This is a genomic window from Brevibacterium sp. FAM 24630 (genome assembly GCF_049804075.1).
GTDB lineage: Bacteria > Actinomycetota > Actinomycetes > Actinomycetales > Brevibacteriaceae > Brevibacterium.
In genome coordinates this window covers 199,724-221,537 of the sequence record NZ_JBNBZD010000002.1, presented here as the reverse complement: position 1 = coordinate 221,537, position 21,814 = coordinate 199,724, and the positions used below count along the sequence as shown (strand labels likewise).

Sequence of the window (21,814 nt, the reverse complement as noted above, 5' to 3'; positions counted from 1 at the left end):
AGAGCACCGGGGGACGAACCCCAACGTTTGAACCCGGTGACCGTTTTCGGGCGGGGTGATAGCAATGACGGTCGCCAAGTACGTCGAGTCGTATCGGCAACTCAGCGAGACTGTCCATGACGCCGGTCTGATGAATCGGCACCGAAGCTTCTATCTCAGCCGGATCGTCGCCTGGCTGGTGGTTCTGGCCGGTCTGCTCGCAGCCGTCATCGTCTTCGGAGCCACCTGGTTCCAACTCATCACTGCCGGGCTGATCGGGATGGTCATGGCTCAGCTCGGCTTCCTCTCACATGAAGCCGCCCATCGCGAGATCTTCGCCTCGAGGGGATGGAACGAGTGGACATCGCGCATCATCGCGGGATTGTTCATGGGGCTGAGCTTCAGCTGGTGGATGGCCAAACACAACACGCATCACGCCTATCCGAATCAGGAGGGCGTCGACCCCGACATCGACTCCAATCTCATTGCGATGACCCCCAACGCCGCGGGCCGTCGCCGAGGGATCGGAGCCTTTCTCGCCAGTCACCAGGGTGCGTTCTTCGTCCCCCTGCTGTTCTTGGAGGGGGCAAACCTTCACTACGCATCGCTGAAGACTCTGTACTCGTCCCCGAACGTTCCTCACCGCATCACCGAGATCGTACTGATCGCGATCCGGCACGGAGCCTACCTCGCGCTTCTCTTCGTTGTGCTGCCCTTCGGTATGGCGTGCGCGTTCTTCGGGGTGCAGGTCGGCTTCTTCGGGATCCTCCTCGGTGGGGCCTTCGCCCTCAACCACATCGGGATGCCCACCGTCGAGAAGGGAATCCACATCGACTTCCTGCGCAGGCAGGTGGTCATGTCCAGGAACATCAAGGACGGGCCGGTGGCACGATTCTTCCTCGGCGGTCTGCAGTTCCAGATCGAACATCACCTGTTCCCGGCCGCACCGCGCACCAGCCTCCCGAAGATGCAGACGATCGTCCGAGAGCACTGCGCCCGCTACGACATCCCGTACACGGAGAGGACGCTGACCGAGGCAGCGGCCACGGTCGTCGCCTATCTCAGCCAGGTCGGCGTGAGAGGACAGGATCCCTACACCTGTCCGCTCGTGCGACGATACCGAGGGTGACGTCCATGCCTGATACTCACACCGATGTGCCGCATCCACCACTCAGGAGCGAACCGATGAAGATCACACTGCATTCGAGCATGTGCGTGGCGTCCGGCAACTGCGGATTCGTCGCGCCCGAAGTCTTTTCGAACCCAGACGAGAATGAGGGATTCGCGAAGCTCAACGACACGTCACCTCCCGAATCGCAGCGGGAGGCCGTCCGGGCAGCAGAGTACCTGTGCCCGTCGAAGGCGATCCAGCTCGACGAGCATCAGATCCCTCCGCGCTGATCAGGGTCGGTAGTGCTGTGCCAACTTCTCCAGCCCCTCTTCGACGCTGACTCGGGGAGTCCAACCGAGGACTTCCTGCGTCCGCCGCTGGTCGAACCAGTGCGCGGTCGACAGCTGCTCGGCGAGGAACCGGGTCAAGGGCGGTTCGTCATCGTGTTCGCCGAGCTCCCACACCTTCTCGACCAGCGAACCGGCCGCCAGGGCCGGGGCGACCGGGATGCGCAGCTTCGGCTCCGCGGCGCCGCCGGCGATGGCAATGCGTGACATCAGCTCGCCGATCGGACGCGGCTGACCGTTCGTCACCACCAGAGACTCACCATGCGTGGTGTCGACCGCGGACACGGCGGCGACGATCGCCTCGACCGCATTGTCGACGAACAGGGTGTCGACGAGCGCCGCCCCCGATCCGAGCACCGGCATCCGGCCGGCACGGGCCCGGTCGATGACCCGCTCGGTCAGCTGTGTGTCACCCGGACCCCACATGAGGTGCGGGCGCAGGACGAGCACCCGGAAATCAGCGGAGTCCGCACCCAGAGCGATGCGTTCACCGGCCCCCTTCGTCCGCGCGTACTCTCCGCTGGCGAATTCCGGAGACGCCGGTCCGGCCCCATCGCCGATGATCGAATCACCCGTATGCGCCACCGACGGCGAGGAGATGTGGACCAGACGCGGCACACCGGCCGCTCGAGCCGCGTCGACGAGCGTGCGGGTGCCGCCGATGTTCACGGCCTCGAAGTCCTTGGGGTCGCCCATCATCGAAACCTTCGCGGCCAAATGCACGACCGCCTCGGCGCCGGTGACCGCCTCCTCGACCTTCTGGGCATCGGTCACCGAACCCAGCACATCCGCAGCCCCGGCGACTCCGGACGGGCGACGCTGCAGAGTCGTCACCGTATGACCCGCGGACACGAGCGCGCGGGCGACGGACGAACCGAGCAGCCCGGAGGCTCCGGTGACGGTGATTCTCACTTCAGCTCCTCATGATCGGGGACGAGTCCGGTTCGGACATGACCTCTGCTCGCGAACCGGTCCAGTTTCGACAGCTCCTAGACCCTGCCGCGCACCGGCCCACCGGCCAGGACGCTGTCCGCCCACGCCGCGAGGCGGGAACGGTCGATCTTCGAATTGTGGCGGATGTCGGTGGGGAACTCGGGCGCGACAAGCACCGCGGTCAGGTCCTGACCGCTGACGTCGAGCACCTGCTCGCGCAGACGCGCGGTCAGCTCCAAGGGCGCCAATCCCGGTGCCAACGCGGTGCCTTCGGCATCGAGCACGGCGACGAGCGCCTGCGTGCCGTCTGGGCCGATTCCGACGACGGCGCTGCGGCTGACCTCGGCGTCGGTGTCGATGAGTGCCTCGAGACCGCCGGGCCCCACGGGCCCGCGCGGAGTCGTCACAACGTGCTGCAGGCGGCCTTCGAGCCAGACGCGGCCGGCTTCGTCGATGTGGCCGATGTCGTTCGTCCGATGCCAGGTCAGACCGTGCAGGTCATCACGGGCCGAATCGGCGGTAGTGCGCCAGAGATTGTCATAGCCGGACTTGATATGGGCGGCGCTGACGACGAATTCGCCCAGCCGATTACGGGCAGCATCACCTTCGAGAAGCTCTTCGGCGGAGTCGCCGGTCGCGTCGATGGGCGCCAGAGCGAGTTCGACGCCGTCGATGGGCGAGCCCACGCACACTCCGAGCCCGCCGGTCGCATCGGCTTCGGCCACCCCGGACCGGTCGATGTCGGTGAGCAGAAGCCCCTCGGTCATGCCGTAGGGCGAATGGATGGAGGCGTTGGGGAACACCTCGGCGATGGCGTCCATGAGCTCGAGCGGCACGGGGGCCCCGGCCGAGAGCACGAGTTCGACCCGAGCGCAGGCGGCCTTCTGCTCATCGTCGAGCGCCGAGGCGGTCGCGGCGACGTTCGTGTACGCGGCGGGGGAGGCGAAGACCATGGTCGCGCGTCCGGCGATGATCGCATCGGCGATCGCGCTGGCCGTGAGCGTCTTCGGCTTCGTCACGGACATGTCCGGAGTCACCGAGGTTGCCCCGATGGCCGGTCCCAGCAGGGCGAAGGGCGGGAAGCCGGCGACCAGTCCCGTTCCCTCTCGGACATCGAAGGCCCGGGTCAGCACGGCTGCCAGTGCCGAGATGTCCGCATGCGTATAGCGAACTCCCTTGGCCGGGCCGGTCGAACCGGAAGTGAAGAGGATCGCAGCATCGTCGTGTGGTGCCGGGGTCGGCAGCTCCGCGCGGTGCGGCGTCTTCGACAGCGCAGTCAGGCTCGTCTCGGTCTTGAACAGACGCGAGCGGACGGGACCGAGCGGGGTGACCGAGATCCGTCTGCCGGGCCATCCGAAGGCGCGGGCCAGGGCGAGGCCGGGCAGCTCGCCGATGATCCACTGCGGATCCGCCGAGGTGACCGCCCGGGTCATTCCCTTCGGTCCGAGGCCGGCGTCGGCGACGACGGCGACGGCACCGATCTTCAAGCAGGCGTAGAGAGCGGCGGTGAGGTTGTTGCCGGGCGCGACGAGCATTGACACCCGGTCGCCCGGCTTCACCCCGAGGTCGAGCAGTCCACCCGCGATCGACGTCGTCACATGCCACAGATGCCGCCAGGTGATCTGCTGTGCGGGGTTCTGCGCGAAGTCCACCGAGGCGATCGCCTCGTCATCGCGGCGAGAATCGAGGATCGCCGTGACCGCCCGGATCGGCGCGGGGTCTGTTCCGGGCGCGGAGTCCGCTTCGGCAGTGGAGCCCGGGCCGGAGGCGGAGACGGAATTCTTCGCCGCGGAATCGGTGTCGAACTGGGCGCCGAGCCAGTCGAGGACGAGACCGGCGACATCGTGATCTTCGCTCACGAGGTGGGAGGCGGTCTCGAAACGGTGCACATCGGCCTGCGGCAGACGTTGCCGCAGGTCTCGCAGGTAGCGCTCGAGGAACACCGGGTCCTTCGGCCCCCACACGAGCAGCGCGGGTTTGTCGAAGGCGGCGATGTCCCTCCCGATGCGCTGAAGCTCGGGATCCGAGGGGTGGTTCCCATCGACGGGGATGTCGGCGACGAAGTTGCCGATCGCCCACCGGTCCTCCGCGTTCGCGTACGGGGCCGCGAAGGCGGCTCTGGTCTCGGCATCGAGATCGCCGAGACTCAGCGTCACCCGCAGGAACCAGTCGGTGAGCACCGTGGCCGTGGGCAGCATGGGCCCGGCCAGGGTGGCGCGCAGCGGCGCGGGGAGAGGGGAGTCTTCGGGCTGGTGAACGGCCGTGTTGAGGCTGATCGCCGCCGATACGAGATCCGTGTTGCGCGCGGCCCAGCCCAGCGAGAGCACGCCGCCCCAGTCGTGGCCGATCGTCACGATCGGGTGGTCGCTGGAACCGCCGTTCGGTGCGGCACTGTCGGCCACCTCGGCGAGCAGGGTCGTGACGACGGCATCGAAATCGGTGATGCGATCGGAGATCCGGCGCAGCTGAGCGGCTTTCGGGGTCGGCATCTCGGAATGGGCGAGCCGTTCGGAGAAGCCCATCTCGAGCTGGTCGGGGGCGATGAGTCGCCAGGCTCGGCCACCGGAGCGGGCGGCGTCGACTGTGGCGCGTGCCAACCGTCGCCACAGGTAGGACCAGGTCGGGTTGCCGTGGAGGGCGAGGATGGTGCCCGCTGGCTCCACACCGGCCGCGCGCAGGGCGGGCAGGGTGTCGAGCACGTGGAACGCATGCGTCCCGTCGGAGGTCGGTGCCTCGACGATTCGGGACCAGGCGGGGTCCCACTCGGGCAGCTGCGGGGGAGTCGTGGCCGGCCGTGCAGGATATTTCATGGACTCTTCTACCACTCGATTTCGGTCATGGCAGTGTTGAGGCCGGAGCCGACACCCATGCACAGGATGCGGTCGCCGGGGTGGAGGTTCGCGGCCTCACGGGCCAGTGTGATGGGCAGGGAGGCGGGGCCGACATTTCCCAGTTCCGGGTAGGACACGGGGATCCGGTCGGGGTCGAGGTTCGCGGCCTTCGTGATCGAGTTCGTGTGCACATCGGAGACCTGGTGCATGACGTAGCGATCCATCTCCCGCCAGTCCCAGCCGGCCTCGTGGGCTTCCTCCCAGGCAGCCACGACGAGTTCCATCCCGCCGGAGAGCAGCCCTTTGGTGTCGGTGAACATGCCGTTGTGGTCGCCGACGCACAATGCGTGATGCTCGGTGGCGGCACGAGTGATCCCGCCGAGGACGCGATGGCCCTCCGGATGTTTGTCGGCCGGTCCGAGGACGGCGGCCGCGGCACCGGAGCCCAGGGTCAGGGACGCGAATTCGTTGAGGTATTCCTCGCGGGTGATCTCCGGGCGGTTGAGGCGGCGCAGCGTCGCCTCCTGCACGCGGGAGGCGTCTTCGCCGGCGACGACGAGGGCGTATTCGATCTGGCCCGCGTCGATCATGTTCGCGGCCAGGGTCATGCCGTTGACGAAGCCGAGGCAGGCATTGGCGATGTCGAAGTTCATCGCCTGCGGGCCCAGGCCGATGCCGGCGTGGACGCCGACGGCCACAGACGGCTCCAGATGTTCGCGGGTGACCGAGGTGTTGACCATGAGGCCGATGGCTTCGGCCGGGACATCCGCGTCGACGAGGGCCTTCTTCCCGGCGGCGATCGCACCGTCGGCGAACTGGTGGGGTTCGTCCCAGTTCCGTCGTGCGTAGACGCCGGCGACCCGCTGGAGCAGGCCCTGCGGAAGGTTGAGAGAGGACAGGGTATCGGCGAGGCGCTCGTCGAATTCCTCAGAGGTCACTTCGTTCGGGGCCAGCGTCTCGGTCAGGCCGAGCAGGGCCACGTTCGAGTGCCGAAATGTTGCGTTGCCGTTCGCCAATTGAGGTACTCATCCCTTTTCGGGTCGTTCGTCGGTGTCGATCTGGACCGCAGAGACGCGCGCGTGGCGCGACACGACGGGGGGAATTCCTGGACTATCTTACCGCTCAGTTTCTGAGATGTTCATCAGCGCGTGAACCAGGTGAAACCGTCGTAGAGCATTCCAGTGGCGGCGAGGACGGCGATGATCGCAAGAACAATCGAGGTCACAGTGTGTGAGACCTTCGATGTCTGGAAGCGCACGGCGCGTGAATAGGACATCGGCCGGTCGGTGACGAAATGCCCGAACTGGGCGAAGATCCGCCAGTCCATGACGTCGACGAGCGACTTCGCCGCGAGGGTGAAGACGATGATGCAGCCGATGCCCATGAACAGCAGGAACACGAAGCCTAAGAACCCGAAGTCCTTGAAGAAGGTGACGACCCGGTCGCCGATGGCGACGGCGAAGGCGGAGAAGCCTTCGCTGAACGGCAGCGCTTCGAAGGAGTCGGTGATCGTGCCGAGACTGACATTGTCGCGTTCGGTCCGCACGGAGCCGATGTACATGAAGATCGAGGCGGCGAGTGCCACGATGAGGTTGATGATCGAGATCGTCGCATTGTCCGGCCAGAAGTCGAGGTTCTTCAGCGTGTAGGTCGCTGACAGTGCCACACAGATGATGGCTCCGGTGAGCGCACCGATGGTCGCCGGCAGCAGGAGGTTGTTGAAGAACACGAACGCGACGACGGCGATGAGCGCGGCCCCGAAGATGTAGGTGAACACGGCGAGGGTGTCACCGTTCGCGGCCGTGGCGGCCCGCCGGTTCGCTTCGACCATCTGCCCCGAGTACTGGATGTTGCTCGCAAGCTCGGACTTCGCAGCCCGCGGCAGGTCGGCATCCCGGGCGTCGTCATAGCCATTGCCGTAGCCGTCGCCGTAGCCGTGGGCACTGTTGGGCAGCACGCGGGTCGCGTCATCGCCGCTCCACGGGCGGGTGGGCAGGTTGTCGTCGCCCTGGCCGTAGCCACCTGGGGTGCCCGGTCGACCTGACTGGGGCCGTGGCTGCCATCGTCCGAGCTTCGCACCGATCATGTAGATGACGAAGACGACGAGAGCTGCGAGGACTCCGATGGAGATTCCGGCGCCGAGCTCGTTCATAAGGGTGACTTCCTGGGAATGGACAACGGTGGTCGTCCTGTCAGTGTATGGACTCTTGACGCTTCGAGCACGTTCTGCCGGTGGACGAATAGGGGACGGAGTCGGGCAGAGGAGAGCTCGACTGGGCAATCGGCGGTTCCTGGGTAGGCTGGGAGCAGGACTCGGACCCTCAGGTCTGCCGGCCCTGCCCACCGACGTTCGAAGGAGACACGCGATGACCAACGCCCAGGCTTTCACCTCCGAGGCCCTGCCCCTGGACGAGCAGGTCGTCCTCGTCACCGGAGCCGGGCGCGGCCTGGGTTCGGCGATCGCGAAGGCCTTCGCGATCGAGGGGGCCGCCCTCGTCATCAACTACCGGTACTCGGCAGAGACCGCTGAGGAACTCGCCGAGGCGGTCCGTGCGCGCGGCGGACGTGCCGTGGCCATCGCGGCCGATGTCACCGATTCGCGTGCCGTCGACGCGATGTTCCGCACCGCGGCCGCGGAGTTCGGTGCGCCGGTGTCCACGGTGGTCAACAATGCGCTCGCGGACTTCTCCTTCAACGGAGATGAGCGCCAGCCTGCCGACGAGATCGACTACTCGGATTTCGCCGACCAGTTCCGCGGTTCTGTGGAGGGTGCGGTCAACACGGTCCAGGCCGCGATGTCCGGTTTTCGGCATATCGGGTCCGGGCGAGTCATCAACATCGGGACGAACCTGTTCCAGGACCCGGTCGTTCCCTATCACGACTACACGGCGGGCAAAGCGGCTCTGCTGTCGCTGACGCGGACGTTTGCCAAGGACCTCGGTCCGGCCGGGGTGCGGGTGAACATGGTCTCCGGAGGGCTGCTTCGCACCACCGACGCCTCGTCGGCGACGCCGGAGGAGGTCTTCGAACAGATCGCCGCCGCCAGCGCTCTGAGGCGGGTGACCACTCCGGAGGACTTCGGCTCGGCGGTGGTGTTCTTCGCCTCGCCCGCCTCCCGCGCGGTGACGGGGCAGAACCTCATCGTCGACAACGGCCTCGTCATGGTCTGAACCCGACGACATCTCACATCGAACGATGGTGCCCCGGGCCGGATGACCCGGGGCCCTCGTGTCTGGGCCGCTGTTGCTGAGACGACTCGGGTGGTGGGCCTCAGACCTGTTCGAGGAAGGTCAGGGCCCGCTCGTAGAGCAGCTCGGCGTTGGTCTCCCGGTGGTCCGCGGTCGTCGGGTCGCTGAACAGATGCGAAGCACCGGGGTAGAGGAAGTATTCGGCTTGAGCTCCGGCTCGAGTCGCCGACTCGAGGAGGGTCTCGATCGTCCCGGGGCTGCGCCACGAGTCGTCGACGGAGAAATGGGCTTGGACCGGCACCTGCTCCTGCCAGCGGGTCGGCTTCGGGAAGCCGCCGCCGTGGAAGAGCATGGCCCCGCGTGCACGCGGATCGTTCTTGCCCATCTGCTGAGCGAGTGCGGCTCCCAGCGAGAACCCGCCGAAGACGATCTCATCGCCGAGGTCGACGCAGGCGTCCTTCGCTCGGTCCACGAGTGTGGAGAACCCGACTTCCTGGGAGAACGCGACGCCCTCCTCGGCGTCGGTGAAGGTCTTGCCTGCGTACACGTCGGGCGTGTGGACGGCGTGGCCGGCCAGGATGAATCGTTCGGCGATGGCATCCATACCGGATGTGCGACCCAGTGCCGAATGGAACAGGACGAGCGTGGTCATAGAGTCTCCTCTCGGCCGGTCAGCGGCTGTGACCGTGGGGGATGGTGAAGGTGTCGGCGCGTGCGGTCGCCCAGTCGTCGGCCCATTCCGTGGGAGGATCCTCGAGGAGTTCGCCGGGTTTGAGCCAGTCGTAGAGGCGGGCATAGGACCAGGAGTCGGAGGCGGAGACGTTGCGGCGCAGCATGGTCGGCTCCAACTCGTCCGGGCCGGAGGCACCCATCGATGCCATGAGTCGCACCGCCTCGGCGACGACCCCATCGTGGTAGTTGCGCACGCGTTCGGCCTTGGTTGGTACGTCGATGGCGCGCGCTCGCCGCGGATCCTGTGTGGCCACGCCGACCGGGCATCTGCCGGTGTGGCAGACCTGCGCCTGGATGCAGCCGATGGCCATCATCATCGCGCGTGCGGAGTTCGTGAAGTCCGCACCCTGGATGAGACGTTTGACGATGTCGGTGCCGGTGGCGATCTTGCCCGAGGCGCCGATCTTGATCTTCGTGCGCAGGCCGGCACCGACGAGCGCGTTGTGCACGATCATCAGCCCCTGCGTCAGCGGCAGTCCCACATTGTCCTCGAATTCCAACGGTGCCGCACCGGTGCCGCCTTCGGAACCGTCGACGATGATGAAGTCCGGCAGGATCTCGGTCTCGACCATGGCCTTGACGATTGAGAGGAATTCCGTGCGCGATCCGATGCAGAGTTTGAATCCGGCGGGCTTCCCGCCCGAGAGCGTGCGCATCCTCTGGATGAATTCAAGCAGCTCGATCGGGGTCGAGAACTCACTGTGCCCGGGCGGGCTGATGCAGGTCTTGCCGACGGGGATGCCGCGGATCGCCGCGATCTCCTCGGTGACCTTCCGTCCGGGAAGCACACCGCCGATGCCGGGCTTCGCTCCCTGCGAGAGTTTGAGCGAGACCATCTTCACCTGCGGGTCCTTCGACTTCTCGGCGAAGATCTCCGGGTCGAACTTCCCGTCGGGGGTGCGGGTGCCGAAGTAGGCGGTGCCGAGTTCCCAGATGAGGTCGCCGCCGTGTTCGCGGTGGTACGGCGAGATCGACCCCTCGCCGGTGTCGTGAGCGAACCCGCCGAGGGCCGCTCCCTTGTTCAGGGCCCGTACGGCGTTGTTGCTCAGCGAGCCGAAGCTCATCGCCGAGACGTTGAGCAGTGAGATGTCATAGGGCTGGGTGCAGTCCTCGCCGCCGATGTGCACGCGGGGCGGACGCGGCGGGTTGGGGATCGGCATGGCCGAGTGCATGAGCGCCTCATAGCCGGTCCGGTTGACGTCGCGTTCGGTGCCGAAAGCGTGCTCGGAGTGCGTGCCCTTGGAGCGTTCGTAGATGGTGGTGCGGGTGTCGCGATTGAACGGCCGACCGTCCCAGTTGCGTTCGATGAAGTACTGCTGGATCTCCGGCCGGATCGATTCCAGCAGGAATCGGGCATGTCCGGCGATGGGGTAGTTGCGCAGGATCGAATGCTTCTTCTGAGTCAGATCCCATGCGGCGAGGGCGCCGAGTCCGATCGCCGAGGCGGTCGCCGCCAGCCCGGCGACCTGCTTGCCTGCCGACTCGCCGCTGACCAACCGGACAATGGGGAATTGCCGTTTCATTGTGCCTCCTTGAACTGTCCTGGCTTCGAGCCTAGACCCAGGAGACTGAGTTTTCAGGAAAGGCTGACCTGAGAAGATTCAGAGCAGTCCGGCAAACAGCGATCCGACGAGCGCATCGAGCTGCAGCGAATAGGCGACGATGATCGTCAGCCCGGTGGCGATCCACGCAATCTCCTTGCTGTGGTCGAAACCGCGCAGCGGTGCCCGACCGTACCGGAGGCCGCCGGCCAAGACGATGACGAGATCGATGATCCACCAGATCCCCAACCCGCCGAGGCTGAGCGCCTTGAGCACGCCCGTCGAGTACCGACCGGTGTAGAACCGATCCAGCCCGAGGAAGCCGAAGAGCAGAGACAGCAGCCAGGTGAGGACGAACGACCGATTGCCGGAATCGTCGGCAGACTCGTCGGTGCCGACCGGAGCCAGCGGAGGGAGGGGAGTGGCGGGAGAGATCGCGGGAATCTCGGTGGTCGCGGACATCGCTGTGGTCTCCCATCCTGTGCTCGCCGGTGCCAGGTCCGATGCTGTCGACGCCGGGGACCCGACGTCGTCGAAGGTATGGCTCCAGCCTAGGGAACCGAGCGGCGCCTCGGCGATGGGGTTATCCCCCTTTGCGGACTGGGCCGCTGACCGGAAGCGTTTGGGGTCGCGGTCCCCGCAGGCATAGCGTTGGTCTCATGAGCACAGGTGAGCCGAGTCCGACGAGCACTCGGCGAACCGTCGTCGCGGTCTTCCTGGCCGGAGTCTCCGTCTTCCTCGTCCTCTACGAGACCCAGGGGCTGCTGCCGGCCATCCGCGAGGCCTACGGCATCGACGGACCGACGGCGAGTCTGACGGTCTCGGCGACGAACGTGGCGATGGCTGTCTTCCTCATCCCGTTCTCGATGCTCGCTCCACGCATCGGCCATGCCCGTCAGATCGGCGCAGGCGTGATCGTCGCAGCGATCCTCGCCCTCGTCCTGCCGTTCACACCGACTCCCGAGCTGCTCATCGCCGTCCGCTTCCTCCAGGGGCTGGCGATCGCTTCGGTGCCGGCAACGGCGATGGCCTACCTCTCCCTGCGGCTGCCGTCTGCGGCCCTGCCCGGTGCGATCGGGGTCTACATCGCCGGCAACACGATCGGCGGACTGTGTTCGCGACTGCTCACCGGTCTGGCCTCTGAACTGCTCGGCTGGCACGGCGGGCTCGCCTTCACCGCCGGGATCTCCCTGATCTTCGGCCTCATCGTCGTCTGGCTGCTGCGTCACGACCTCTTCGCAACCGCCCGGAGCAGGGCCGTCCTCGACACCGAGCCGACCGTCGACGAGGCGGCCGAGCCCGATCCTGCTCCCACCGCTGACGACCCCGCACCCACCACTGAGGGCGACGGTGCCCCGCGGCCGCCTCGGCGAGTGATCCCGCTCAGCGGGGGACTGTGGCGGATCTACCTCACCGGTTTCCTGTGCATGATCGTCTTCGGCGGGTCGTTCACGATGCTCGGCACCCGGCTGCAGCAGGACCCGTGGCGGCTGAGCGAGGGCGCGGTCGCCCTGTTCTTCCTCATCTACCTCGTCGGCACCGTCGTCACCACGTACTACGGCCGCCTGGCCACGAAGTTCCCACGCCAGCACATCACTCTGGCCGGGATGCTCATCGCGCTCGCCGGTGCCGGGGCCACCCTCATCGACTCGCTCGCGAGCATCATCATCGGCATGTCGCTGCTCACCGCCGGCTTCTTCCTCGGGCACACCGGCGCCTCGGCAGCGGCCAGTGCGGCCCGACCCGGAGTGGACTCGACCCGTTCGGCGGCCATCTACCTCACCGTCTACTACCTCGGCACGAGTCTCGGAGCATGGCTGTCCGCGGTCCTCTTCGTCGACTTCGCCTGGCCCGGCGTCGTCGCGATGTGCGCGGCCTCACTCATCGCGGTCCTGGTCTTGACGCTGACCGGAGCTCCGATAGGGTTCAAGAAACGCCGCTGATCGGTTGTTCAGGGCCGCGGAATCCCCGCCGGGCCTACGGCGACCGGCCGGTGCCACGCCGATGCCGGACCGATGAGTGCCGGCCCTGCCTTCGAAAGGTCCTCCCATGCTCGAGACCACGCATTCGACCGTCGTCTGCTCGATCGCCGACGGCGTCGCCCACGTCGAGATCGACCGCGCCGAGAAACTCAATTCGCTCACCCGCGAGGTCTTCGAAGACCTCGTCGAAGTGGGACTGGCGCTGCGAGACTCCGCCGAGGTCAAGGCCGTGGTCCTGTCCGGTCGGGGACGCGCATTCAGCGCCGGCCTCGACTTCACCGAACTCACCCGGATCGCCGAGGAGGGGACCGCGACCCGCACGACCGCCGAGGAGGGCGCCGACAGCCGGGCCGAGGGCGCGGGCTCCGGGTCCTCCGCCGTCCACATCGGCGAACGCCTCGGCTCCGCCCGGGCGCTGGCGCAGAAGGCCGTGCACATCTGGTCGCTCGTCGAGGTGCCCGTCATCGCCGCGGTTCGCGGACCTGCTCTCGGCGGCGGCCTGCAGATCGCCCTCGGTGCGGACATCCGGGTGGCCGGGCCCGATGCGAAGTTCTCGCTCATGGAACTCAATTGGGGCATCATCCCCGATATGTGCGGCACCCAGCTGCTGCCGCGACTCGTCGGACCCGGTCAGGCGAAGAAGCTCATCGCCACCGCGGACACGATCGGTGCCGAGGAGGCCCTGCGCATCGGCCTCGTCGAAGAATTCGTCGACGACCCGATCGCCCGCGCCCGGGAATTGGCCGCACAGATCGCCGGACAGTCACGCTCAGCGCTCGTGTGGGCGAAGCGCCTCGTCGACCTGTCCTATGATTCCGAACTCAGCGTCGGCCTCGACACCGAACAGGAGGCGCTGGCACAGCTGCTGGGCACCGAGGAGCAGAAACAGGTTGTGGCGACCCGGCTGGCGGCGATGAAGGCGCGCGCGAAACGCTGACCTCAGGACCCGCGGATCGAGGGGAACTCCGGGCGGACGGGATCGATGGTCCGCTCGGCTCCGAGCGCCTCGACGACGGAGGCGAAGGACGAGAGCTGCCGCAGCAGAACGAATGTCGGACGCATGAGCTTGAGCCGGCCCGCAGCCTCGTCGGCGAGGATGCCGCTGACCGAACGCCATTCGCTCGTGTGCGCCTCCGTCGTCTGGTGCTGGGCGGCGGCGAGCTCCGGGGCGGCGATCGTATAGAAGTAGGTATCGAACCGTTTGGGGCGGCCCAGCGGGGTCACCCAGTTGGCCCAGGGGACGAGCCCGGCCGGATCGAGCACGGCACCGGTCTCCTCTTCGACCTCACGCACCGCGGCGGCGAGCAGGACCCGCCACCCCTCAGCCTCCTCGGCGATGGTCGAGCGTGACCAGGCGGACGTGTGCACGTTCGGGTCGGCGACGGTGATCGTCGAGGCGGTCTGCGCATCGATCGGGTCGACGCGGCCGCCGGGGAAGACGACGACACCGGCGGCGAAGTCCATCGTCGAGACCCGGTGCTGAATGAAGACTTCGAGACCCTCGGCGCCGTCGCGGAGCATGAGTACGCTCACGGCGGGCCTGACGGGCACCGACTCCGCGTTGATGACGTCGGGGCCGCGGCTGGCGCTGTCGGCCACATCCGAACGGTCGGAGCCCTCAGGACTGATGTCTCGAATCACGGTCAGCACCTTCGCTTTCGCCACTTGTCATTGTCTTCCAGTATGCCCGCGCACCCTCGCCGAGGCGGAACCGGGGTCGCGGACGCCGGGGCCCTGCTCGGGTGGGACCGGGGCCGGGCGGCACAGTGCAACCGAGGGGCGCGGACGGATGATGTCCGTGGTCAGAGGGGATGTGCCGGTGTGGCCGCAGACTCGGCACGATACGATAGTGCGCAATGCGAATTCCTCAACCTGAGGTGAAAGACCCCACCGGTGACGAACAAGGGCGGGGCTGAACAGGCGATATATGAGCAGTTTCGGGATCTATCCGCTCTTCAACATCAATTCGGCCTGGCCGAATTGGGTGATCATCACCCTTCTGCTGATCGATCTCCTCATCCGCATCATTGCGCTCGGATGGATTCCGCACAACCGCCGGCCCTCGGTGGCACTGGGCTGGCTGCTCGCGATCTTCCTCATCCCGTATGTCGGCGTCGCGGCGTTCCTGCTGCTCGGCTCGGCGAAGCTGCCGAAGCGGCGGCGGGACAAGCAGTCGCAGATGAATGCCCTCATCCGCGACCAGATCCGGAATCGGCCGATCCTCGGGCAGAAGGACCACATGCCCGAACCGCTGAGCACCGCAGCGCAGCTCAACTTCGACCTCGGTGCCCTGCCGATGACCCACGGCAACGACTTCGAGCTCCACGTCGACAATCACGCCTGCATGGAGGCGATGGCCGACGCCGTCGACGAGGCGACGCGATTCGTGCACTTCGAGTTCTACATCGTCGCCATCGATGACACGACGAGGCGGCTGCTCGATTCCCTGCTGGCCGCGCATGCGCGGGGGGTGCGGGTGCGCATCCTCATCGACCATGTCGGCTCGTTGGGGTATCCGGGGTATTCGGAGCTCGTCAAGAGGCTCGACTCCTCGGGCGTCAGCTGGCGTCGAGCCCTGCCGATTCGACCGTGGCGGGGCGAGTACCAGCGGCCCGATCTGCGCAATCACCGCAAGATCCTCGTCGTCGACGGGGACGTCGCGTTCACCGGTTCGCAGAACATCATCGACCGCTCCTACAACAAGGCGCGCAACCGGCGGAAGGGCTTCCGCTGGAAGGATCTCTCGCTCGAGTGCCGCGGTCCGGTCGTCGAAGAGCTCGATGCCGTGTTCATCACCGACTGGTATTCGGAGACGGACGAGATCGTCGACGAACCCGACAGCTTCGAACTCGATGCCCCCGACTCCGGCGGCATCCAGGCTCAGGTCGTGCCCTCGGGACCGGGATTCGAGGATGAGAACAATCTGCGGCTGTTCAACCACCTCATCTACAACGCGAATCGCAGCGTCGTCGTGTGCTCACCGTATTTCGTGCCCGACGAGTCGCTGCTGCACGCACTGACCACCGAGGCGCGCTCGGGTGTCGAGGTGCGCCTCTACGTCGGTGAGACGAGCGACCATTGGCTGACCCACAAAGCGCAGCAGTCCTACTATGACGAACTCGTTCGGGCCGGGGTGCGGATCTTCATGTACCACGCACCGACGGTGCTGCACTCGAAGTTCCTCATCATCGACGACGAGGTCTCGATCATCGGTTCCTCGAACATGGACGAACGGTCCTTTGCGATGAACCTCGAGGTCACGATGTTCATCGTCAATCGTGAGTTCACACAGCGCATGTACGAGCTCGAGGCCGAACGCTACGCCCCGAACTCCGTCGAACTCGACGCCGAGGAATGGGCGAGCCGGTCACTGCTGGAGAAGTACGTCGAGAACGTGGCCCGACTGACGAGCTCCCTGCTGTGAACGAAGCCGGCGACCGTGCCGCTGCTCAGTCGTCGTCGGCGACTCCGGCGGGGCCCTCGTCGTCGAGGTGACGCTCGGGATCGGCCACTGTGTCCTTGGCCTTCGGCGACGGCGTGTGCTTCGGCGAAGCGGTGGTGCTCTTCGCGGCGGTGTCCTGCGCGGACGATTCGTCCTCATCACCGTCGAATTCGGAGACGGGCGTGCTCGTCGACGCCACGGCATTGACCTTGTCGGCCGCGGTCTGGACGGCATCGGCGACGGCCGGTGACTTCTCACGCAGCGACTGGTTGGCCCTGTCGACGGTGTCCTGGACTCGCGGGTCGGTCCACAGATCCTGGGCCTGGGCCTTCAGCCGTTCATAGCTCTGGCGTCCGGTGCGCGATCCGAGAATGAATCCGACTCCGAGACCGGCCAGGAGAATCAATCTCTTCTTCATGGTCATGCTCCTCTTCGCAGTTTGCCGACACTGTCTGCCGCACTGCTGTGCGGCACAGATCCGAGCCTCTCGGTGATCAGCGCATGGGCGCTGTGTCCTGTCCCACCAGCTTATACCGTGCAGTGCCCGGTGGGGTATGGATTGCGCAGCCGATGCCCCGAGCGTCGAAGATCAGCCGACGGTGGGCTGCTGCTGAGTGATGCAGTGGATGCCGCCGCCGCGGGCGTAGAGTTCGCGGGCATCGACTCCGACGACCTTCCGACCCGGGTACACCCGCTCGAGCACAGCGGCCGCCTCGGCGTCCATCGGATCATCGAAGGTGCAGGCGATGACCCCGCCGTTGGTGACGAGATGATTGACATAGGAGTAGTCGACCCACCCCTCCTCGTCGCGCAGCACCTCGGGTGCGGGGATCGGCACCACTTCGAAGGGCACACCATCGGCGGTGGTCTCGGCGGAGAACTGTGCGATGAGCGCACGACTGAATTCGTAGTCCGGGTGCTTCGGATCGCGCTGATCGTGGACGAGGACGACGCCGGGACTGGGCATCGTGGCGACGATGTCGACGTGACCGCGAGTGCCGAAGGTCTGGTTGTCGCGGTGCAGCCCGCGATCGAGCCAGATGACCTTCTTCGCCCCGATCGTGGCCGCGAATTCGGCCTCGACATCGGCTTCGGTCAATCCCGGGTTCCGACCCGGGTCGAGTTGTACACTGCGGGTGGCCAGCACCGTGCCCTTCCCATCGACATGGAACCCACCGCCTTCGTTGCGCAGCGATGAGGACACCACCGGGGTGCCGGCCAGATCCGCGACGAACTCGCCGATGTGCTCATCGTGATCCCAGCTCGCCCACTCCTGCGCGCCCCACCCGTTGAATACCCAGTCCACCGCGTGCAGCCGGTCCTCGTCGTCGACGACGAAGCTCGGCCCGATATCACGCATCCACGCATCGTCGAGTGCGGCGTTGACGATCGTGATCGGGTGCGTGATCCCCTCGCCGAGGTGGCGCCTGGCATGCTCGGTCTGTGCACTGGTCACGACCACCGTCACCGGGGTGAACTCGCTGGTGGCCCGGGCAACGGCGGCCCAGGTGGCGCGGGCGGCTTCGGCGTCGGCCTCTGTGTCGCCGAGCGCGTAGCCGGAGGATGGGAACGCCATCCAGACCCGGTCCTGGGCGGAGGTCTCCGCGGGCATGTGCAACGTCATCGTTCGTCCCTTCGCTGATGTCCGGTCGAGCACGGTCGGGCGGGCGACCCGGTTCTTCGGGGCTCCGCGCCGCAGCCGTGGAATCTGCCGCCTGGTCGTGATCGGCGATCGTACCGCTGATTCTAGCCAGATCGTCGCCGAGGCGGCCGACGGATACCGTCGCCCGCCCGGAACGGGATTCGCAGCTCTCCCGTTCCGGCCTCCGCCGCTCTCCTGCCTCCGGTCCTGGCCCGCCTCGGCCTCTCCCGACCACCGGCGACCCCGTCGGGTGGGCCGGGCGACTCGGTCCGTATAGTCTGCCTGAGGACAGGAAAGTCGGTCGTGCCAAGGGAGGCAGCAGGTGGAAACAGCAGGAGCCCAAGAACCTTTCGGGCGGCAGAGGAGCGGACCTCTGACCGGGACGGTCGTGGCGGACTTCTCCCGCGTCCTGGCCGGACCCTACGCGACGATGATGCTCGCCGATCTCGGGGCCACGGTCATCAAGGTCGAGGGCAGGACCGGCGATGATACGCGTCACTGGGCGCCGCCTCGGCGAGGGGACGATGCGACGTACTTCCTCACGGCGAACCGGAACAAGCACTCGGTCGTCCTCGATTTCAAGGATCCCGAGGATCTCGAATTCGCACAGCAGCTGGCCGCCGCCTCCGACGTCCTCGTCGAGAACTTCAAGGCCGGGGGACTGGCGAAGTACGGACTCGACTACGAGACGGTGAGCGCGGTGAACCCGGGCATCGTCTACGCCTCGGTGACCGGTTTCGGTCGTGACAATCCGCTGCCGGGCTACGACCTGCTCATCCAAGGGCTGTCCGGGTTCATGTCGGTGACCGGCTCGGAGGAGTCGGGCCCGGTCAAGGCCGGTGTCGCTGTCGTCGACGTCATCACCGGACTCCATACGACGGTGGGCATCCTCGCCGCGCTCGCCCACCGCAAGGACACCGGCATCGGCCAGCTGGTCGAGACGAACCTGCTGTCCTCGGCGCTGTCGGGCCTGGCGAACCAGACCTCGGCGTATGTCGCCGGCGGCGTCGTGCCGCAGGCGATGGGCAACCAGCATCCGAGTCTCTACCCGTATCAGCCGATGCCCACGGCCGAGGGGCAGATCATCATCGCCTGCGGCAACGACAACCAGTTCGCCCGCCTCGCCGAGGTGCTCGGCCACCCCGAATGGGCCAGCGACGAAAGGTTCGCGAACTTCGCCGATCGCAACGTCCACCGCGAGGAACTCGACCCCGAACTCATCGCCGCACTCAGTGAGAAGACGAACCAGGAATGGTTCGACATCCTCACCGAGGCGGGGCTGCCCTGCGCGCCGATCAACTCGATCGCTCAGGGCGTGGACCTGGCATCGACGCTGGGACTTCAACCCGTCGCCGAGGCGGGCGAAGGGGATCGTGTCATCCCCACCGTGGCCAACCCGATCCGGTTGTCCGAGACCCCGGCCAGCTACGAATTGGCACCGCCGACGCTCGGCGAGTCGACCGAGGCGGTCAAGGACTGGCTGCGTTCGCTGCAGTAGGCAGGCATCACCGGCGGCCGTGATCGGGCACGGACCGGGGAAAAGTCCCTTGCCGCTGAAGTACCCTAGTCACTGTGTGCTGTCACCGCGGATGTCTGGGCGCCGCCCCGAATCCCGGTGCCGCCGGAAGTGTTCGCTGAGAGATTCGGAACCGAGATGGACAACAAGCCGACCGAGGCAGCGCCTCGGCGACGATCGGCGGTGAAACGGACCCTGATGGTGATCGCGATGGTGATCACGGGATTCCACCTCTTCGCCAGCTTTCTGTGGATCGCCCCTGCTTCGACGATGCGGGAGGTGATTCCCGGCGATCTGCTCACGAAGTACATGATTCCGATGTGGGGGCAGTCATGGAGCGTGTTCGCGCCCGAGCCGATCAATGGTGACTACTACTTCGACGTGCGTGCGGTGATCAAGACGGACAGCGGCGAGGAGATCACCCAGTGGGTCAGGGCCACAGACGTCGAGCTCGACCACTCCACGTACAAGCTGTTCCCGCCGCGTTCGGCCGGACTCGGCATCGGTGTGGCCTCGGATATCAAGGGATCCTGGGAGGATCTGCCCGATGACCAGAAGGCGATCGTCAAGCTCGACTACTTCAAGGGCGATGATTCGGTCGATCGGCTGACGACGAAGCTCAAGGAATACGACGACCCGAAGAATGCGATCCCGGACTACCTCGAGAGTGAGCACACGGCCACGGCCTATGCGACCCAGGTGGCGAAGGCGATCTGGGGCGACGATGTCCAGCGCGTCCAATACCAGGCGGCCCGACAGAACGTCGTGCCCTTCGCCGACCGCAACTCCAAGAGTGCCGAACGTCCGAAGATCCAGCCGGTTCCCGTGGGCTGGCGTGCACTCGTCGTCGAGGAGCATCAGTCCCAGCAGGAGTTCACGAAGTACTTCTGCTCCTCCGACAAAGTGAGGTGCGTCAGTGAACAGTGACGACACGACCCCGCACGAGGAAGACGACATGACATCGACGAGGAGCGGAACGGACACTGCGACCGAGGTCGGGCACTCCGGTCCGGCCGCCTCGGCGAGGGGAGACGAAGAGTCGCAGGAGAGCATCGGCAGCGCCGGACTCGTCCCGTTGACGACCCTGGTGCGCGCGAAGCTCGCGCACGGCTGGAACTGGCTCGAGGAGATGCTCACCGGTCGCTATCACGCGACCTACGGGCTCGCGGTGACGCGGATCCTCATCGGGTTGACCGGGCTCGGACTCATCCTCACGAACTTCAATGCGCGGCACTACGCCTTCGGCGTGGGGGCTGCATGGAACGGTGAGATCGCCGAACCGAAGAGCGACTTCCCGAGCATCTGGCTCTTCTCCCTCTACCACCGGGCGGTGACGACGCCGCCGCTGTTCACCGCGCTGACGATCGGGCTGGCGCTGCTGGCCATCGTCATCATCCTCGGGTGGCGCACACGGATCGTCCTGCCCTTCTACCTCGTGCTGTGGGTGAGCTTCATCGAGCTCAACGACGGTGCCGGCGACCAGGGCGACAACGCCTACCGCATGTTCATGATCGCGCTCCTCTTCGCCGACACCACCCGCCGGTGGTCGCTCGATGCCAGGCGCCGGGCCCGGAATCCGGAGTTCCCGGAGTCCGACGGCGGGCCGTGGCGGTGGGCGCTCATCATGGCCAACAACCTCGCCATCGTCGTCCTCGCATTCCAGGTGTGTGCGATCTACATGTCCGGCGGCCTGTACAAGGCTGGCGGCACCGCTTGGCAGCACGGATTCGCCGTGTACAACCCGCTGCACACGCAGCAGTTCGGCACTTGGCCGGTGCTGTCGGATCTGATGACGGCGTGGGGGCCGATGGTCGTGGCGATCTCGTGGGGGTCGATCCTCTTCCAGTGCGCTTTCCCGTTCATGCTGTTCAACCGATACACCCGCATCGTCGCGCTGCTCGGCATCCTCTCCTTCCACCTCGGCATCGCGCTGCTCATGGGCCTGCCGTGGTTCTCGTTGACGATGATCGCCGTCGACGCGATCTTCATCCGCGACCGCAGCTTCGCCAAGGTCAGCGCCTATCTGCGGCACTGGTGGGCCTCCTCGGCGCCACGGGCCAACGGAGCGAAGGCTGCTGGGGCTGGCGGTGCGAAGGCCGGGGCTGGGACGAAGGCCACTGGGGCTGGCGGAGCGAAGGCGGCTGGGACGAAAGCCGCCGAAGCGAATGCTGCTTCGTCCTCGAAGCCGGGGTCCTCAGCCGGTAAGAAGTAGCACGTTCGCGGCCCTCTTTCGCTGCGCAGCCGGCGGAGCAGACGCAGGGGCGTTTCACGTTCAGTGCGGCGGGTTTCACAAAAGGTGCATGGGCGCATCACTTTTGGTGCGAGTGCGCGTCACAAAAGGTGCGGTGCATCAGTTCCGAATCTGATGCACCGCACCTTTTGTGTTGCAGGGTGGTTCTCCCGACCGTTGTGTGGCAGGGAACGCCGTTGTGGAGCAGGGGGCGGCCGTGCCCGGCCGGTTCGGCTGCAGGGGCGGGCGCCCACGCACGCTGCGGCTGCAGGGGCGGCCCTGCCGACCGGTGCGGCTGCAGGGGGGCGACCCTGCCACCGCTGCGGCTGCAGGGTGGTTC

Annotated in this window: 19 protein-coding genes; 9 read left to right on the top strand and 10 right to left on the bottom strand. The window is 66.5% G+C overall.

Features of this window, described 5'->3' with window-relative positions; translation table 11 throughout:
• Positions 1–64 precede the first annotated feature (64 nt).
• Both ACPUD7_RS02430 and ACPUD7_RS02425 read left to right on the top strand, forming a co-directional pair.
• Positions 65–1,108 carry a fatty acid desaturase family protein gene (locus ACPUD7_RS02430; protein WP_135541746.1) on the top strand — a complete coding sequence of 348 codons (1,044 nt, stop codon included), beginning with the start codon at positions 65–67 and terminating at the stop codon, positions 1,106–1,108.
• A gap of 56 nt (positions 1,109–1,164) precedes the next feature.
• On the top strand, positions 1,165–1,380 hold the full coding sequence (locus tag ACPUD7_RS02425) for a ferredoxin (protein ID WP_167854476.1): 216 nt from the start codon (positions 1,165–1,167) through the stop codon (positions 1,378–1,380).
• Here ACPUD7_RS02425 and ACPUD7_RS02420 read toward each other — a convergent pair whose 3' ends face one another.
• From ACPUD7_RS02420 to ACPUD7_RS02405, 4 genes are all read right to left on the bottom strand, one after another.
• Positions 1,381–2,349, bottom strand: coding sequence for an NAD-dependent epimerase/dehydratase family protein (locus ACPUD7_RS02420; RefSeq protein WP_135541749.1), 969 nt, complete (start codon positions 2,347–2,349; stop codon positions 1,381–1,383).
• 77 nt (positions 2,350–2,426) lie between these two features.
• A complete protein-coding gene (locus ACPUD7_RS02415) occupies positions 2,427–5,180 on the bottom strand; it encodes an alpha/beta fold hydrolase (protein WP_425119021.1) in 2,754 nt (917 codons plus the stop codon).
• 8 nt (positions 5,181–5,188) lie between these two features.
• Positions 5,189–6,217, bottom strand: coding sequence for a 3-oxoacyl-ACP synthase III (locus tag ACPUD7_RS02410; protein ID WP_425119020.1), 1,029 nt, complete (start codon positions 6,215–6,217; stop codon positions 5,189–5,191).
• 125 nt (positions 6,218–6,342) lie between these two features.
• Positions 6,343–7,353 carry a hypothetical protein gene (locus ACPUD7_RS02405; protein WP_425119019.1) on the bottom strand — a complete coding sequence of 337 codons (1,011 nt, stop codon included), beginning with the start codon at positions 7,351–7,353 and terminating at the stop codon, positions 6,343–6,345.
• Positions 7,354–7,567: 214 nt separating this feature from the next.
• Between ACPUD7_RS02405 and ACPUD7_RS02400 the strand changes: the two genes are divergently transcribed.
• On the top strand, positions 7,568–8,371 hold the full coding sequence (locus ACPUD7_RS02400; RefSeq protein WP_425119018.1) for a 3-oxoacyl-ACP reductase: 804 nt from the start codon (positions 7,568–7,570) through the stop codon (positions 8,369–8,371).
• A 100-nt stretch (positions 8,372–8,471) separates the two neighbouring features.
• Here ACPUD7_RS02400 and ACPUD7_RS02395 read toward each other — a convergent pair whose 3' ends face one another.
• The 3 genes from ACPUD7_RS02395 to ACPUD7_RS02385 form a co-directional block, all read right to left on the bottom strand.
• Positions 8,472–9,041, bottom strand: coding sequence for a dienelactone hydrolase family protein (locus tag ACPUD7_RS02395; RefSeq protein WP_425119017.1), 570 nt, complete (start codon positions 9,039–9,041; stop codon positions 8,472–8,474).
• Positions 9,042–9,060: 19 nt separating this feature from the next.
• Positions 9,061–10,644, bottom strand: a complete 1,584-nt coding sequence (locus ACPUD7_RS02390) for an FMN-binding glutamate synthase family protein (RefSeq protein WP_135541758.1) — start codon at positions 10,642–10,644, stop codon at positions 9,061–9,063.
• A 78-nt stretch (positions 10,645–10,722) separates the two neighbouring features.
• The gene (locus ACPUD7_RS02385) at positions 10,723–11,124 is read right to left on the bottom strand and encodes a TM2 domain-containing protein (protein WP_425119015.1); all 402 of its coding nucleotides are present in this window, start codon (positions 11,122–11,124) and stop codon (positions 10,723–10,725) included.
• A gap of 197 nt (positions 11,125–11,321) precedes the next feature.
• Between ACPUD7_RS02385 and ACPUD7_RS02380 the strand changes: the two genes are divergently transcribed.
• Together ACPUD7_RS02380 and ACPUD7_RS02375 are read left to right on the top strand one after the other, a co-directional pair.
• Complete coding sequence (locus ACPUD7_RS02380; protein ID WP_425119014.1) at positions 11,322–12,605, top strand: MFS transporter; 1,284 nt, start codon at positions 11,322–11,324, stop codon at positions 12,603–12,605.
• A 106-nt stretch (positions 12,606–12,711) separates the two neighbouring features.
• Positions 12,712–13,581 (top strand): enoyl-CoA hydratase-related protein, encoded by an 870-nt coding sequence (locus ACPUD7_RS02375; RefSeq protein WP_425119013.1) that lies wholly within the window; start codon positions 12,712–12,714, stop codon positions 13,579–13,581.
• Between the two features lie 2 nt (positions 13,582–13,583).
• Here ACPUD7_RS02375 and ACPUD7_RS02370 read toward each other — a convergent pair whose 3' ends face one another.
• Positions 13,584–14,309, bottom strand: a complete 726-nt coding sequence (locus ACPUD7_RS02370; RefSeq protein WP_425119012.1) for an NUDIX hydrolase — start codon at positions 14,307–14,309, stop codon at positions 13,584–13,586.
• 262 nt (positions 14,310–14,571) lie between these two features.
• On the opposite strand from ACPUD7_RS02370, the gene cls reads away from it, so the two are divergent.
• Entirely contained in the window at positions 14,572–16,068 is a 1,497-nt protein-coding gene (gene cls / locus ACPUD7_RS02365) for a cardiolipin synthase (protein WP_425119011.1), read from the top strand.
• Positions 16,069–16,093: 25 nt separating this feature from the next.
• Here the strand turns inward: cls and ACPUD7_RS02360 are convergent, their stop codons facing one another.
• Together ACPUD7_RS02360 and ACPUD7_RS02355 are read right to left on the bottom strand one after the other, a co-directional pair.
• Positions 16,094–16,504, bottom strand: a complete 411-nt coding sequence (locus tag ACPUD7_RS02360; protein WP_425119010.1) for a hypothetical protein — start codon at positions 16,502–16,504, stop codon at positions 16,094–16,096.
• Between the two features lie 171 nt (positions 16,505–16,675).
• Positions 16,676–17,710: an agmatine deiminase family protein gene (locus ACPUD7_RS02355; RefSeq protein WP_425119009.1), complete on the bottom strand. Its 1,035-nt coding sequence runs from the start codon at positions 17,708–17,710 to the stop codon at positions 16,676–16,678.
• A 340-nt stretch (positions 17,711–18,050) separates the two neighbouring features.
• Between ACPUD7_RS02355 and ACPUD7_RS02350 the strand changes: the two genes are divergently transcribed.
• The 3 genes from ACPUD7_RS02350 to ACPUD7_RS02340 all read left to right on the top strand — a co-directional run bounded on the left by ACPUD7_RS02350 (position 18,051) and on the right by ACPUD7_RS02340 (position 21,456).
• Positions 18,051–19,226 (top strand): CaiB/BaiF CoA transferase family protein, encoded by a 1,176-nt coding sequence (locus tag ACPUD7_RS02350; protein WP_425119008.1) that lies wholly within the window; start codon positions 18,051–18,053, stop codon positions 19,224–19,226.
• Positions 19,227–19,382: 156 nt separating this feature from the next.
• The gene (locus ACPUD7_RS02345) at positions 19,383–20,171 is read left to right on the top strand and encodes a DUF5819 family protein (RefSeq protein WP_425119007.1); all 789 of its coding nucleotides are present in this window, start codon (positions 19,383–19,385) and stop codon (positions 20,169–20,171) included.
• Positions 20,161–21,456, top strand: a complete 1,296-nt coding sequence (locus tag ACPUD7_RS02340) for an HTTM domain-containing protein (protein ID WP_425119006.1) — start codon at positions 20,161–20,163, stop codon at positions 21,454–21,456. The genes ACPUD7_RS02345 and ACPUD7_RS02340 overlap by 11 nt, the downstream gene beginning before the upstream one ends.
• Positions 21,457–21,814: the final 358 nt, after the last annotated feature.

Bases quoted from the DNA above. Each gene is read 5' to 3' on its own strand.
- ACPUD7_RS02380 (WP_425119014.1), top strand. From the start codon at position 11,322: ATGAGCACAGGTGAGCCGAGTCCGACGAGCACTCGGCGAACCGTCGTC.
- cls (WP_425119011.1), top strand. From the start codon at position 14,572: ATGAGCAGTTTCGGGATCTATCCGCTCTTCAACATCAATTCGGCCTGG.
- ACPUD7_RS02345 (WP_425119007.1), top strand. From the start codon at position 19,383: ATGGACAACAAGCCGACCGAGGCAGCGCCTCGGCGACGATCGGCGGTG.
- ACPUD7_RS02430 (WP_135541746.1), top strand. From the start codon at position 65: ATGACGGTCGCCAAGTACGTCGAGTCGTATCGGCAACTCAGCGAGACT.
- ACPUD7_RS02360 (WP_425119010.1), bottom strand. From the start codon at position 16,504: ATGAAGAAGAGATTGATTCTCCTGGCCGGTCTCGGAGTCGGATTCATT.
- ACPUD7_RS02415 (WP_425119021.1), bottom strand. From the start codon at position 5,180: ATGAAATATCCTGCACGGCCGGCCACGACTCCCCCGCAGCTGCCCGAG.
- ACPUD7_RS02390 (WP_135541758.1), bottom strand. From the start codon at position 10,644: ATGAAACGGCAATTCCCCATTGTCCGGTTGGTCAGCGGCGAGTCGGCA.
- ACPUD7_RS02355 (WP_425119009.1), bottom strand. From the start codon at position 17,710: ATGACGTTGCACATGCCCGCGGAGACCTCCGCCCAGGACCGGGTCTGG.
- ACPUD7_RS02400 (WP_425119018.1), top strand. From the start codon at position 7,568: ATGACCAACGCCCAGGCTTTCACCTCCGAGGCCCTGCCCCTGGACGAG.
- ACPUD7_RS02405 (WP_425119019.1), bottom strand. From the start codon at position 7,353: ATGAACGAGCTCGGCGCCGGAATCTCCATCGGAGTCCTCGCAGCTCTC.
- ACPUD7_RS02385 (WP_425119015.1), bottom strand. From the start codon at position 11,124: ATGTCCGCGACCACCGAGATTCCCGCGATCTCTCCCGCCACTCCCCTC.
- ACPUD7_RS02375 (WP_425119013.1), top strand. From the start codon at position 12,712: ATGCTCGAGACCACGCATTCGACCGTCGTCTGCTCGATCGCCGACGGC.
- ACPUD7_RS02425 (WP_167854476.1), top strand. From the start codon at position 1,165: ATGAAGATCACACTGCATTCGAGCATGTGCGTGGCGTCCGGCAACTGC.
- ACPUD7_RS02395 (WP_425119017.1), bottom strand. From the start codon at position 9,041: ATGACCACGCTCGTCCTGTTCCATTCGGCACTGGGTCGCACATCCGGT.